The sequence below is a fragment of the Thalassospira sp. MCCC 1A01428 genome (genome assembly GCF_002115825.1).
Taxonomy (GTDB): domain Bacteria; phylum Pseudomonadota; class Alphaproteobacteria; order Rhodospirillales; family Thalassospiraceae; genus Thalassospira.
The window spans coordinates 34023-48539 of the sequence record NZ_JFJZ01000008.1 but is presented as its reverse complement, the minus strand read 5'-3'; the positions used below and the strand labels follow the sequence as shown (position 1 = coordinate 48539).

The 14517-nt window shown below is 51.5% G+C and carries 10 protein-coding genes and 2 tRNA genes; 5 read left to right on the top strand and 7 right to left on the bottom strand.

Going from position 1 to position 14517, the window contains the following annotated elements; translation table 11 throughout:
* The first annotated feature begins 332 nt into the window (after positions 1 to 332).
* Positions 333 to 998, top strand: a complete 666-nt coding sequence (locus THS27_RS08825; protein WP_085589947.1) for an OmpW family protein — start codon at positions 333 to 335, stop codon at positions 996 to 998.
* Positions 999 to 1203: 205 nt separating this feature from the next.
* Here the strand turns inward: THS27_RS08825 and THS27_RS08820 are convergent, their stop codons facing one another.
* The 5 genes from THS27_RS08820 to THS27_RS08800 form a co-directional block, all read right to left on the bottom strand.
* On the bottom strand, positions 1204 to 1593 hold the full coding sequence (locus THS27_RS08820) for a gamma-butyrobetaine hydroxylase-like domain-containing protein (RefSeq protein WP_085589946.1): 390 nt from the start codon (positions 1591 to 1593) through the stop codon (positions 1204 to 1206).
* Positions 1594 to 1606: 13 nt separating this feature from the next.
* A complete protein-coding gene (locus THS27_RS08815; RefSeq protein WP_085589945.1) occupies positions 1607 to 1798 on the bottom strand; it encodes a Trm112 family protein in 192 nt (63 codons plus the stop codon).
* A gap of 89 nt (positions 1799 to 1887) precedes the next feature.
* A complete protein-coding gene (locus THS27_RS08810; protein ID WP_085589944.1) occupies positions 1888 to 2586 on the bottom strand; it encodes an LON peptidase substrate-binding domain-containing protein in 699 nt (232 codons plus the stop codon).
* Positions 2583 to 3509 carry a thioredoxin gene (gene trxA, locus THS27_RS08805; RefSeq protein WP_085589943.1) on the bottom strand — a complete coding sequence of 309 codons (927 nt, stop codon included), beginning with the start codon at positions 3507 to 3509 and terminating at the stop codon, positions 2583 to 2585. The genes THS27_RS08810 and trxA overlap by 4 nt, the downstream gene beginning before the upstream one ends.
* Before the next feature lie 152 nt (positions 3510 to 3661).
* A complete protein-coding gene (locus THS27_RS08800) occupies positions 3662 to 4180 on the bottom strand; it encodes a prolyl-tRNA synthetase associated domain-containing protein (RefSeq protein ID WP_085590144.1) in 519 nt (172 codons plus the stop codon).
* Between the two features lie 220 nt (positions 4181 to 4400).
* Here THS27_RS08800 and THS27_RS08795 point away from each other — a divergent pair.
* The 3 genes from THS27_RS08795 to THS27_RS08780 all read left to right on the top strand — a co-directional run bounded on the left by THS27_RS08795 (position 4401) and on the right by THS27_RS08780 (position 7162).
* Positions 4401 to 4475, top strand: a tRNA-Gly gene (locus tag THS27_RS08795).
* A gap of 34 nt (positions 4476 to 4509) precedes the next feature.
* Positions 4510 to 4584, top strand: a tRNA-Gly gene (locus THS27_RS08790).
* Between the two features lie 418 nt (positions 4585 to 5002).
* A complete protein-coding gene (locus tag THS27_RS08780) occupies positions 5003 to 7162 on the top strand; it encodes a bifunctional diguanylate cyclase/phosphodiesterase (RefSeq protein ID WP_085589941.1) in 2160 nt (719 codons plus the stop codon).
* Positions 7163 to 7298: 136 nt separating this feature from the next.
* Here the strand turns inward: THS27_RS08780 and THS27_RS08775 are convergent, their stop codons facing one another.
* Together THS27_RS08775 and fabI are read right to left on the bottom strand one after the other, a co-directional pair.
* Positions 7299 to 8129, bottom strand: a complete 831-nt coding sequence (locus THS27_RS08775) for an oxidoreductase (protein ID WP_085589940.1) — start codon at positions 8127 to 8129, stop codon at positions 7299 to 7301.
* A 316-nt stretch (positions 8130 to 8445) separates the two neighbouring features.
* Entirely contained in the window at positions 8446 to 9204 is a 759-nt protein-coding gene (gene fabI, locus THS27_RS08770) for an enoyl-ACP reductase FabI (protein WP_085589939.1), read from the bottom strand.
* Positions 9205 to 9581: 377 nt separating this feature from the next.
* Between fabI and THS27_RS08765 the strand changes: the two genes are divergently transcribed.
* Entirely contained in the window at positions 9582 to 14417 is a 4836-nt protein-coding gene (locus THS27_RS08765; RefSeq protein WP_085589938.1) for an NAD-glutamate dehydrogenase, read from the top strand.
* Positions 14418 to 14517 lie beyond the last annotated feature (100 nt).

Below are 14517 nucleotides of genomic sequence, written 5' to 3'. Positions count from 1 at the left end.
CTTTACCTTCGTTGTGCTGCTCGCTACCGGATTGATCAGGGCCACACTAATATGATTCCGGTAATGAATAGCGGTCAGTGCGAGTCGTTAAATCGGCGCCAGTCGACTCGCTATATTTTTCGAAAACAGGATATTTTCCGGAATTGTTGCATCAAATCACATTTTTCCGGCTAAAAAAGTGCCCTGAAATTCGTATGACACGCGCATAGTTAAAAACCATTCTAAAAGACACTTGATTTCGTGTTGTTTTCTTGATGTGGGTCAAGCTATTCGCACGCCAATTGCACGATGCTCCGCCTCGATCAATTCTTTGACGAAGGGGAGTCCGTATTATGCGACTGATCAATACTCTTAAAGCTGCCGGTGCAGTTGCTATTCTGGTTGCGGCTGCTGCTGCTTCAATTGCTCCGGCTTCGGCCGAAGATATGGGCTTCAAGGGCAAATCGGCAGGTGACATCCTGATCCGTGGCCGCGTAGTAAGTGTCGTTCCTGATGAGGACATCAAAAGCAACACTCTGCCGGGCGAAGGTAAAGTGGATAACGATGTTATTCCGGAACTCGATTTTTCTTATTTCATCACCGACAATATCGCACTTGAGTTGATCGCTGGTACGTCCAAGCATGATGTAAAGTGGAACACCGGTGCTGCCGAAGTCGATTTGGGCAGTGTTCGCCTGTTGCCGCCTACTTTGACTGCCCAGTATCACTTCCTGACCAAACAGCGTTTCAGCCCGTATATTGGCGCAGGTGTGAACTACACATTTTTCTATGATGAAAAATCAGGTGATGCGCAGTCAATCAATTATGAAAATGGCTTCGGTCTCGCCTTCCAGGCTGGTTTTGACTATGCAATTTCCGGCCCGTGGTCTTTGAACGTTGATGTGAAGAAAATCTTCCTCAACACCGATGTGACCACCAATGTTGGCGGCACCACGTACAAAGCCGATGCGGATCTTGATCCGTGGCTGTTCGGTGTTGGTATCGGTTACCGCTTCTAATCTGTTCTTTCGGGGACAAAAGCAAAAAAGACCGTCGCAGTCCTCTGCGGCGGTCTTTTTGTGTGTGGTCGCCAGGAGCGCGAAGATGCCCGGATGGTGTGCAATTTGGCAGGATGGTGTTGTTCAACGCATTGAGGGCGGAGGACGGCTCTTACCTCACAGCCCTGCTTGCGTGCTTTATGCCGTGGCGAGGGCTGGTGCGGGTTCAGGCCGGCTTGCGTGGTTCACGAGATAGCCCGCGATCTTTTAGGGCCTGTTCGTAATCCTGCCAGAGCTTGTCCTGGTTTTCGTGCAATTCGCGCAGGTAGTGCCAACTGTAAATGCCGCTGTCATGCAGGTCATCAAACGTGATTTGTATCGCGTATTGGCCAACAGGCTCGATATTAATAATCCCGACATGTTTTCTGCCGGAAATAATCCGTTTTTCAGATGGGTGATGTCCCTGTACTTCGGCAGACGGGCTTTCGATGCGCAAAAGCTCCGCACTCAGGCGGGTGTTCTGGTCATCGTCCCAGATAATTTCCAGTATACGGTCATCTTTGAGATAATTTATCTCGACCGGGATGTGATTTGGCGTGAAAGCATTGCCGGTCATGATTGCAAGCCTGTCAGTCTTCGATGACGCGGGCTTCGTCGGGCAGCATGATGGGAATGCCATCACGGATCGGATAGGCAAGACCGGCCTTGCGGCTGATCAGTTCGCGGTTTTCGCGGTCATATTCCAGTGTATCCTTGGTTACCGGACATACCAGAATTTCCAGAAGTTTCGGATCAACCGGGCTGTGATTTGCGGTCGTCATGTTAAGTTTGCCTTGTCTTTGCAAAATGCATTCACACACCAGAGGTTATGAAGCATCCATTCGCGTCTGTTTTGGCCCAGAGATAAACCCTAGTTGCTGGCAGCCTTGTTTGTTTGCGGGTGACATGCCATTTCCAGCAAGGTTGTCAGCATGTCGCCACGATCATACAGACTTGGACATTCCAGCAAAGCCTGTTTTTCCAGCGGATCAAGCTGGCAGCCCATGGCGATGGCGGTGACCAGCATTTCATCGTCGGTATCGCTGATGGTATCCCAGCACGACCGCAGGGAATGGTGGGCAAAATAGGCGTCCAGCGCACGGCGCAAACGTGATCGGTTCAGGGGCTGGTCCATCGACTGGATGTTATAATCGAGATCACCGCGCCAGCGTGAATAATCACATCGGACGGACCGGTATCCACCTTTGGCCAATGGTAATTCTTCGGCGATATCAAACCGGCATACGCCGGTAAGGGTGACCAGAAAACGCCCGTCATCTGTTTCGCTAAAAGCAGAAATACGGCCCACACACCCGGTGCCAAACATTTCGGCAGTCGATGTATCGGCATTGTCGTTGCCTTTCGAAGGCGTGTCGGAATGGCGCGGTTGCACCATTCCGATCATGCGGTCGCGGCCCAGGGCATCCATGGTCATGTTCAGATAACGCGGCTCGAAAATATTGAGGGGTAAATGACCGCGGGGCAGTAACAGCGCGCCGCTAAGCGGAAACACCGGTAGCGTTGCCGGAAGTTCTGAAAAATCTGGATCAAATGGGCCGCAAATATTCATGCAAACAATACCGTTGAAAGGGCGCGGCGACCAGCAACACTTGCCGGATCCATTGGGCCCCATGCCTCGAAAAACTTGATCAATTGGGTGCGCGCACCATCATCATTCCATTCGCGGTCCTGGCGAATGATCGCAATCATGGTTTGCACAGCTTCTTCACGTTTGTTGGCCGCAAACAGGGCCATGCCCAGGTCAAATTGTGCCTGGATATCATTCGGGCTGGCCTCGGCATTTGCGCGTGCAACATCGAGGTCTGCGTTGTGAAACCCTGCTTCGGCCAGTTCAAGTGCGCTGATGGCGGCTGCGACCGGGGTTTTAAGCCGGGTTTTGTCGTCCATGTCATCAACAAATCCGCGGGCGTGCTCGGTTTCGCCCATGGCGACCATGCAGCGCAAAACACCGCCCAGTGCTGTGTCATTGTCTGGTTCGCGTTCCAGAACATTGCCATACAGGCCATAGGCGGTTGTCGCATCCTCGTCCGCGAGGGCAGCATGAGCCTTTTCCAGCAGCATCTCGATCGGGCTTTCGATCGGGCCGCCGGCAATACGTTCAAAAAAGGCACGGACTTCACTTTCGGGCTGTGCACCCTGAAAGCCGTCAACCGGGCGGCCATCCTTAAATGCATAAACCGTTGGCACCGACTGGATGCGTAATTGCATGGCAAGGTCCTGGTTTTTATCGATATCGATTTTAACCAGCTTCACCCGCCCGCCCGCTTCACGCGTGACTTTTTCGATAATTGGCGTTAGCGTTTTGCAAGGTCCGCACCAAGGTGCCCAAAAATCAACAACAACGGGACCTTCCATTGACGGTTCGATCACATCCTGCACAAAGGTTTCGATGCCGGAATCCTTGATCAGGTCAGAATTTGCCCCGGACTGTGCCGACGGGGCTGGGGCATTGGGATCAAGAATAATAGACATGATAAGGTTACTCGCTGTTGGTCGTATTTTAAATGAGGGTCCTTATCCACAAGGACAAGGGGCAGTGATTTAGATTACGTTTTTGCAATGTTTGGCAGCGGGATCGGCAACCCCAGCAATCTGGGATATTCAATCGCGAATGCAACTGTTTTTCAGTCGCTTTCGGCAATTTCTTCTTCAAAATTCAACATTTTGGGATCATATCCCAGTGAAGTGACGAATTTTAACAAATCTGCCGGTGCAATGGATGTTGTGCGGTCATTTCGCAACGGATGAAAATTCAGAACATTGTCTGGATTGCGAAAAAAGGCACTGTCAAAGGCCACATTAACGATTTTGGCATCATCGTTGATTAGGGAAAATGGCGTTACAGAGCCGGGCATAACGCCAAGCGTTTCGAGTAAAAGATCGGAATTTCCAAAGGATAGCCGGTTGCAGCCAAGTTTTTTATGCAGGTGATTTATTCGGATCGGTTGGTTTTCTTCGGCAACGACCAGCCATAGCGCACCTTTTTTGTCTTTTAAAAACAGGTTTTTGCTGTGCATTCCCGGAAGGTCGCCGCGCAGGGCCTGTGATTCTTCGACTGTAAAAAGGGGGGCGTGTTCGAATGTGTTAAATTCGATTCCCAATTTGTTCAGACAGTCAAACAATCGAGTGGATGCATCGTCCATGTTATTTCCGCTATGGTTGGGCTGTTGAAAAATAATTGCCATAACAATAGCACAAAAATTACGCCAGATAGATAGTCACGCGCAAAAAACCAATAAAAACTGTTGGAAAACAGCCATTTTTTATGATGTGACATTTTCATCAAAAAAGGTGTTGCAATCACTCGTTCTTGGGCTATTATCCGCGCCGCTCCCCAAGGGGAACACAAACAGACTGATGAATGCGGGCGTAGCTCAGGGGTAGAGCATAACCTTGCCAAGGTTAGGGTCGAGAGTTCGAATCTCTTCGCCCGCTCCATCAGGTCGTTTGGGAATACCGCTTTCATTATGATGCGGGCGTAGCTCAGGGGTAGAGCATAACCTTGCCAAGGTTAGGGTCGAGAGTTCGAATCTCTTCGCCCGCTCCATAATGAAAGCATCTCAAGGCCGTCCTTCGGGGCGGCCTTTTGTTTTGTTCTCGCCAATCCGGTCTGCCGGTAGATGTTCCTATTGATGGCGTCGCGTCAGGCATTGGGTTGCAGGTGTTTATCCGGTCTGCAATGGGCCGGTTCATGGTCTGGCATTTTTATATTCGCGATAATGCTATTAAATTCCTTTCTGGTATTGTGATCCCTGATTTCGGGCTTGGTTTATGGGCAAATTCAAACGTGCGGGGATATCGGATAAATGCTTTTTCTTATCCGATTGTATATTGTGTTCAGTAAATTTGTGATAATTTCCGTTTTGAACAGGATGTATCAGGGCAGATTCTGGATATTGGGCCGCTAACCGGGGATAGATGTCATTTCCAGCCGTCATTTTTTATTTGCGCGCACGGTGCCCGCTATGTTGCTGGTGCTGCTTGTCGGGGTTTCAGGTTTTTTTCTGGTATACTGGGCTACCAGCGAGACTGATCGGGTGGCAACAGCACGTCAGCTTTATCTGCTTGATCAGGCGCAGGCGGAAACCTTGCGGGTTATCCCCTATGAGCAGGAAAGCACGACTGTTTGGGATGATGCGGTCCGGGCTGCACTTGGATGGGATAGCAGCTGGCTAGATGCCAATCTGGGATCGTGGATGCATGACTATTTCGGGTTTGATGAACTTTACGTTCTTGACCCCCGCGACGTTCCTGTTCTTGCCTTTCTGTCACGTACCGGTTTGCAGGCACATGTAAGCCCGGAATTTGGCGACGTTTTATATCCGCTGATTAACAAATTACGTGCCCGTTTGCGGGCCGGTGATGGCCCCAACGCCGCCAAAATGCAAACACCCGGTGAAACCGCACTTAAATTGGTGGGTGGGCATCCTGCAATTGTCAGCGTTAAACCGATTGTCAGTGACACCGGTAAAATTCGGCAAATACCCGGCAATGAATTTTTGCACGTTGCTGTGCGGTATATTGACGGGCCGGAATACCTGGCGGAACTGGAACGCAAATACCTGTTTGATCACCTACGGTTTTCAACCGTTCAGGATGCGGTTGGTAATGAACGCGTTTATCCGATGGTTACAAACGATAATCAAACGATAGGCTATTATATCTGGCAGCCATATCGTCCCGGATCAACGGTGATGGCTTATATTTCGCCCATGCTGGTGCTGGTGTTTGGCGGACTGGTTGCGGGGGTATTTGTCTTTATGTCGCTTATGCACCGCCGTGAGACCAGTCAGGATGCCGTTGAAGCCAGAATGCACTATATGGTGATGCATGATGCCCTGACCGGCCTGCCGAACCGGGTGCATTTTAACCAGCGCGTTGATTTGGAACTGTCCCGCCTGGCCCCAGGTGGAGCTGGTATTGCCTTGCTGTTTCTCGATATTAACGGGTTTAAGCAGGTTAACGATTCGTTTGGGCATCCCCTGGGCGACAAGTTGCTTTATGAATTCGGGCAGCGCCTGCTTTCCCTGTCGCGCGAGCGCGATGCGGCGGGACGACTGGGAGGCGATGAATTTACCCTGATGTTAACCGGTATTCGCCAGCGCGAGGATATTGAACGGTTTTGTCGCCGATTGATTGAACTGGCACGGATGCCTTTTAATATTGAAGGACATCAGATTTTTGTCGGGCTTAGTGTGGGGTATGCCTTTGCTCCGGAACACGGCCAGGACCGCAACGAATTGATGCGCAAGGCCGATGTGGCGCTGTATCACGCCAAAATGAACGGGCGTAACGATTTTACCGGTTTTAATCTTGAGATGGACGTGCTGTTGCGCAATCGCCGCCGGGTTGAAAGCGATCTGCGCGAAGCCATGGTTTCGTTCGACCAGTTCAAGGTCCATTATCAGCCGGTTTACGATGTTAAACAAAACAGCCTGATCGGCTTTGAGGCCTTGCTGCGCTGGCAGCATCCGGCGCGGGGCTGGGTCTCGCCGGAGTTTTTCATTCCCGTCGCCGAAGAGGCGGGGCTGATACGTGATTTGGGGCAGTTTGTTTTGCGAAAATCCTGCGAGGCGGCCTTGCAATGGCCGGGTCATACTGTGTCGGTGAATGTGTCGATCATTGAATTGCAGGATGCGGATTATGCAAAAAATCTTTCGGCAATGCTGGCGTTAACCGGCCTGTCACCCGCCCGGCTGGAGCTGGAAGTGACCGAAACGGCCGTGGTAACGACCGGGGCTTGCGAGGATAATCTGCAAGCCATTCGCATGATGGGTGTTCGGGTGGCACTTGATGATTTTGGAACCGGCTTTTCATCACTAGGGCGCCTAACCCAGATTGATGTTGACCGCATCAAGATCGACAAGACCTTTATTCATGGTTTTGATCAGTCTGACTGCGACAAGGCCATGGTGCGTGCGATTGTCGAGCTTGCCCAGGCAACATCACTTTTAACAACGGCTGAAGGCGTTGAAAATATCAGACAGGTGGAGTTCCTGCGCGAAATTGGCTGTGATGCGATTCAGGGTTTTTATTTTTCCGAAGCCGTTCCTTCCGACCAGGTTTTGGCATTGATTGCAGCCGAACCGGACCGCGCTGTGTTATTGGGCGACCGGAATCACTAAAATGCGGCATCAGTACCCGCATGCCCGGGTCGGGGATACCTGATCAATGTATGCGCATTTCTGATAACAAGTACGATGTTGGTGCGGTTTTTTTTGGTGGAAGAATTTGGTGGAAGAATAAGGTCAGGGTCTAATTTTAGTAGTTTGTTGAAGTTGAAAGATCACGCCATTGGTCCAGTTCATATTGATGATTGGCGATTTTGGTTGTCATGATTTCAACGGCATCAGGCCCGACAGGAAAATGAAGCGGCGGTTCATCATCATTTGACAGGCGCACCAGTGTTTGCGCCAGTTTACGCGGATCACCAGGCTGCTGATGGTTATAGCTGCCATAGGTGTTTTTAAGGTTGGTGGCGGTTTCCTGATAATCTTCAATTGTGCTTTCCAGAAAACGAACGGATGATTTATCGAGAAAATCGGTTCGGAAAAACCCGGGTTCGACAATGGTGACGTGAATGCCAAACTGGGCCACTTCCTTTGACAGGGATTCGGAAAAACCGGCAATGGCATGTTTGCTGGCGCAATAAAGCGACCCGCCAGACCCGCCGCGCAACCCGGCGATGGAAGACAGATTGAAAATATGACCCGACCGTTGCCGACGCATGGTGGGCAGCACGGCACGGGTGACATTCATGGCACCAAATACATTGGTTTCAAACTGGGCGCGAATGTCTTCATCGCTTGAATCTTCAAACAACCCGAAATGCCCGTAACCGGCATTGTTGACCAGAACGTCGATTTTGTTGAACTTTGCAGATGCCGCATAAACAGCACTCTTGGCATGGCTCTCGTCGGTAACATCAAGTGTCAGGGCAACGAAACGGTCCCCGGCCGATTGAAACTGATGGGCAAGATTGTCACGGTTGCGTGCGGTGCCAATAACGCGGTCCCCTGCATCAAGGGCCGCTCGTGTGATTTCGGCACCAAGCCCGCGGCTGGCACCGGTGATAAACCATGTCTTGGGCATCAATGCCTCCGTTTGGTCGTTATATGACTGTGATGAAGCCAACTTATCTGATGCAAGGCATTATGCGGTAGACTGATCCCCGCAAAGGATTGCACAATCCTCTAACAAAACCGGTTTGATAGGGCTTATTAAGTTGATCGGAGCCTGCAATGTTGCCTGATCATCGGACTTTTACCCTGTCATCACCGCCTGGAGACGAGCCGCAGGAGTATCGTTCGGCTTCAAAAAGTAACGCCGACGGGCAGGGTTTGCCGTCGGCGTTAACAAGTGCATTTAACCGTTTAACAGGTAAGGATGTGTCGCAGCAGGGATAGGGTTACCCCATGATATGATAGCCGCCGTCTATGTGAATGACATCGCCTGTAATGGCCCGCGACCTGTCGCTGGCTAAAAATGAAGCCAGATCGCCGATTTCGTCGATTGTGACCAGGCGGTGTTCGGGCGAACGGGCGCGGGCCTGTGTCATCAGGTTATCAAATTCGGCAATGCCCGATGCCGCACGGGTAAGGAGCGGGCCGGGCGAAATGGCATGGACGCGAATGCCTTGTGGGCCGAGTTCTGCCGCCATATAGCGGGTTGCAGATTCAAGAGCTGCTTTAACCGGTCCCATAATGCCATAATGGTCGATCACGCGTTCCGATCCCATATAGCTAACGGTCAGCAAGGCGCCGCCATCGGCCATGAGCGGTTCTGCCCGTTTGGCAATGCGCTGAAATGAATGGCAGGAAATATCCATTGCGGTTAAAAAACCGTCGCGCGAACAATCAACCACGCGGCCATGCAAATCATCAGCCGGGGCAAAGGCAATGCAATGCAGGACAAAATCGAGTTTGCCCCATTTTTCGCCAATATCGGCAAACAGGGCGTCGGCCTGGGCCTCATCGCAAACATCAAGCGGTGCAATGATCGACGCATCGACATTTTCGGCCAGCGGGCGGACATATTTTTCCGCTTTTTGATTAAGATAGGTCACGGCAAGGTCGGCACCGTCGCGTCGGAAAGCCTGTGCACAGCCATAGGCGATGGATTTATCGTTGGCGATGCCAATCACCAATCCTTTTTTTCCTGCCAGCATCCAGATACCCCTTTTGAAATTTAAATCACGCTGCAATTGCGAAAGTTTTTAAAAAGATCGTGTCAGAAGAAAGTCTAAACCAGTTTGCGATGCAGCAAATGGCAAAGTTAAGTGACATCGAATATACGACCTATGCAAGTGGCACATAGCCGAACCGATTGAGAAATCAAATTTTTTACATTCCAGACGTAGTTTTTGAGCAGGCGATAAGCTATGTGTAAGTCTGGATGAAGGCGGCGTTTTCGTGTGTTTTTCTTTCCCAGGGTGGCGCTGCCGGAGTCCCAAAGCAATGTGATAATCCGAGGTGTTTAGTATCCGTCGCAAAGACGGGTGCAGGCGGTTCTGGCAAACAGAACCGACAAAAAGGGAAATACGACATGAAAGCCCGAACCGACGACCCGAAACGGGAAGTCATTGACAAAGTTGTCGAGCAAATTCACCTGCGGCTGGCAGGAGACGTGGCGAAGGATGCAGAAGCATTCGTTCGCCTTTTTTATAAGAACGTTCCGCCCGACGATATGGCCGGACGCTCAGTCGATGCCCTTTATGGCGCGGCATTGACGCTTTATAAATTTGCCCGCACGCGACCGACCGATAATGCTGCCAAGATCCGGGTTTATAATCCGGACCTGGAAGAGCACGGCTGGAAATCCGATCACACCGTGATCGAGATGATTAATACCGATATGCCATTTTTGGTGGACTCGGTAACGTCTGCGCTGAACGAATTTGATGCCACCGTTCATCTGGTGATTCATCCGATTATTCGAATCGCGCGAGATGGCGATAACATTTTACAATCTGTCAGCAGTGTTGAAGACTCCGATGCACCACGTGAATCGGTTATGCATGTCGAAATTGATGAGCAGACAGATGAAAATACCCTTCAGGCGATTCATAATCGTCTTGAAGATGTCCTGACCGACGTTGCCCTGGCGGTGCAGGACTGGCAGCCGATGATGTCGCGGGTAAAGGAGGTTCTTTCCCAGATTGAACAGGCGCCCGAAGGCATTTCAGAAGATGCCGTGCAGGAGACCCGTGATTTCCTGGATTGGCTCTATGACGATCATTTCACCCTTTTAGGATACCGCGAATACAAGTTTAGCGGTGAAGGCAAAAAGGCCAAGGTCGACGTTAATACGGACAGTCAGCTTGGTATCCTTCGTCGTGAAGGGACCCACATATTTGATGAATTGCGCCAACTGGGCAAATTATCGCCCGAAGTGCAGGACTTTGTTACCAAACCAAACCTTTTGATGGTGACGAAGGCCAACAAACAGTCAACAGTTCATCGCGCCGTTCATCTTGATACCATCGTTGTTAAACAGTTTGATGAAACGGGTAAGGTAATTGGCCAGCACCTGTTTGTCGGTCTTTTCACATCGGTTGCGTATAATTTAAGCCCGAAACTGATCCCGCTTTTACGGATGAAGCTGGCCGAAACGGTCAAACGCGCCGGGTTCCCGCCCAACAGTCACGATGGCAAGGCGCTGGTCAATATTCTGGAAACCTTCCCGCGTGACGAACTTTTCCAGATCGAACTTGATGACCTTTACCACATCTGCATGGGCATTCTTCATTTGCAGGAACGCCAGCGCATTGCCCTGTTTGTGCGCCGTGACGCCTTTGAACGGTTTGTATCGTGTCAGATTTTCTGCCCGCGGGACCGTTTCACGACCAAGCTGCGCATAAATTTCCAGCGGGTGGTGGAAGAAGCCTTTAATGGCACGGTATCGGCCCATTACACCCAGATCGGCGATTCCCCGCTTGCGCGTTTGCATGTGCTGGTACGAACCACACCGGGCGAACTGCCTGAATATGAAGTCCAGGACATTGAAAAACGGCTGGTCGAGGCCGCACGGGACTGGAATGACACCATGCGCCAGGTTTTGGTGCGTGAAATGGGCGAAGAAAAAGGCCTGTCACTTTATCGGCGTTATGGCGATTCCTTTGCTACCGACTATCAGGACCGTTTTTCCGTGGAAACTGCGGTTCTTGATATTGAACGGTTTGAAGATGTTCTGAATTCGAACGATTTACGGGTTAATCTTTACCGACCGATTGAAGCGGCTGAAAACGAATTACGCTTTAAAATTTATAACCCAGCCGCACCGGTGCCTCTGTCCGATGTGTTGCCGATGCTGGAAAATATGGGTTTGAAGGTGATCACTGAAAACCCGTTTGCGGTAACCCCGCGTGACAGTGCTGTCGGTGTGCGCATTCATGATTTTGGCGTCATTGTTGATGGCACGTTTACGCTGCATGAAGTGCGCAACAAGTTCCAGGAACTGTTTGTGCGCATGTGGCACGGCGAAGTTGAAAACGACGCCTTTAACCGCCTGGTATTGCTGGGGGGGCTGGATTGGCGCGAAGTTGTTATATTGCGGACTTTTGCCCGGTACATGCGCCAGACCGGGTCGGCATTCTCGCAGGATTATCTGGCAAAAACGCTGGCAAATAACGCAGCCCTGGCAACGTCGCTGGTGGAATTGTTCATTGCCCGTTTTGACCCGGACCGCGATCTTGGGCTGGAAGCCGAAATTGGTGCAATTGAAAGCGATATCCTCGCCCGGCTTGATGACGTGATGAACCCGGATGAAGACCGTATTTTGCGGGCTTTTCTTAATCTGGTGCAGTCCAGCCTTCGTACCAACTATTTTCAGGTTGGTGCAGATGGCAATCCCAAGCCGTATCTGTCGATCAAGTTTAATTCTGCCGAGGTCGAAGACCTGCCGCTTCCGCGCCCCTGGCGCGAAGTGTTTGTCTATTCCCCGCGTGTTGAAGCGGTGCATTTACGTGGTGGGCCGGTCGCCCGTGGCGGTATCCGCTGGTCCGATCGCCAGGAAGACTTCCGCACCGAAATTCTTGGGCTTGTAAAGGCACAGATGGTCAAGAATGCCGTTATCGTGCCGGTCGGTTCCAAAGGCGGCTTTGTCGTCAAACGTCCGCCGGTTGATGGCACGCGCGAGGCTTTCCTGGAAGAAGGTATTGCCTGTTATAAAACGTTGATGTGCGGCCTGCTTGATATTACCGACAATATCGTCGCCGGTACGGTGGTGGCGCCAGAGCGGGTCCGTCGTCTTGATGAGGATGATCCCTATCTGGTGGTGGCTGCCGACAAGGGCACTGCGACATTTTCCGATATCGCCAACGGCGTTGCGCGTGATTATGGCTTCTGGCTGGATGATGCCTTTGCATCGGGTGGCTCGCAGGGCTATGACCACAAGAAAATGGGCATTACGGCCCGTGGGGCATGGGAATCCGTCAAACGGCATTTCCGCGAAATTGGCAAAGATATCCAGAAGGAACCCTTCACTGTTGCAGGTGTTGGCGACATGTCGGGCGATGTGTTTGGCAATGGTATGTTGCTTTCCGAACAGATCAAACTGATTGCAGCTTTTAACCACCTGCATATTTTTGTCGATCCTGATCCGAACCCGGAAACCAGCTTTGCCGAACGCAAACGCCTGTTCGACCTGCCGCGCTCTAACTGGGCGGATTACGATGAAAAGCTGCTGTCCAATGGCGGTGGTATTTTTGATCGCCGTGCTAAAACACTGGATCCGTCGGCCGAAGTGCGCAAATTGCTGCATTTGGGCAGCGGTAAAGTCACCCCGGCTGATATGATGAAAGCCATTTTGAAGGCTGAAGTCGAATTGTTGTGGTTTGGTGGTATTGGCACATACATCAAATCGGGCAACGAAAGTAATGCCGATGCCGGGGACCGGGCCAACGATGCCATTCGCATCAATGGCGGCGATGTACGGGCCAAGGTGATTGGTGAAGGTGCCAATCTGGGCTGCACGCAACGGGGGCGGATTGAATATGCCCATCACGGTGGCCGCCTGAATACCGATGCGATCGACAATGCTGGCGGGGTCAATTGTTCTGACCACGAGGTCAATATCAAGATCCTGCTGGGCGAAGTTGTCGCCAATGGCGACATGACGGAAAAGCAGCGTAACAAGTTGCTTGAAGACATGACCGAAGAGGTTGGTGAACTGGTGCAGCGCGATAACTATGTGCAAAGCCAGGCCATTTCCAACATCTTTGCGGGTGGGGGTGACGCCCTTGATGCCCAGGTTCGCCTGATCAGGATGCTGGAACGCGAAGGGCGCCTGAACCGTGAAATTGAATTTTTGCCCGATGAAGAGGAAATCACCCGGCGTTTCAATGCCCATGAAGGCCTGACCCGGCCGGAAATTTCGGTGCTGATGCCCTATGCCAAACTGTGGCTGTATGACGAAGTGCTAAATTCCGACCTGCCTGACGACCCGGTTCTGGTCGAGGAACTGGTGCGGTATTTCCCGACGCCGCTTCGTAAAAAATACGCCGATGCTGTGTCACACCACCGTTTGCGTCGCGAAATTATTGCCACAGTTGGCATTAACAGCCTGGTTAACCGGGTTGGTGGCACCTTTGTTCACGATATGATGGAGGCAACCGGCTTTTCTGCCGTGGATGTGTCGCGTGGATACCTGATTTCGCGGGCGGTGTTTGGCCTGCGTGATATCTGGGCTGGCATAGAAACCCTGGACAATATCGTTGCTGCCAATGTGCAGACCGAAATGTTTAAGGATGTCGGTCGCATGGTCGAGGACGTGACATTATGGTTCCTGCGTAATTGCGAGGAATTGAATGTTGGTTCCAAGATTGAACGGTTCCGCCCGCAGGTCATGCGTGTGATTGAAGCGTTTGATCAAATCATTCCTGGCGATGCAGCCATTCGTAATGGTCTGAAACAACGGGTGGATCACCTTAAGAAACAGGGTGTGCCCGAAGATCTGGCCAAACGGGTGGCCGCAATGCCACAAATGGTGGCCGTATGCGATATTGTGCGGATTGCCGAAGGGGCTGATCGCGATGTCCTTGATGTCGGGGCGACGTATTTTGCCGTTGGCTCGCGTTTTCAGTTGGGCATTTTGCGGGCTGCCGCCGAAACGGTGGAAGCCGAAACCCACTGGCAGAAACTGGCACGCAATGCTGCAATTGATGATCTGTTTGGTCATCAGCGTGAATTGACCCGTGTGGTTCTGGCCGAAGACCAAAACGGCATCATCGGCCCCGATGCTGTTGAACAATGGGTCACGGCCCATCAACGTGGCACACAGCGGTGCGATCAGCTGATCGACGAATTACGCGCTGTCGGCCAGATCGACCTTGCCATGATCACGGTTGCCAACCGTCAGATCAGGGCTTTGATTGGCGGATAAGAGCCCGATCAAATATCTTGCGAAAGCACAAGGCGGGGGCGGCAACAGTTGCCCTCGCTTTTTTATGGGCATGTTATACCAATTGTCGATGAATTCTTCT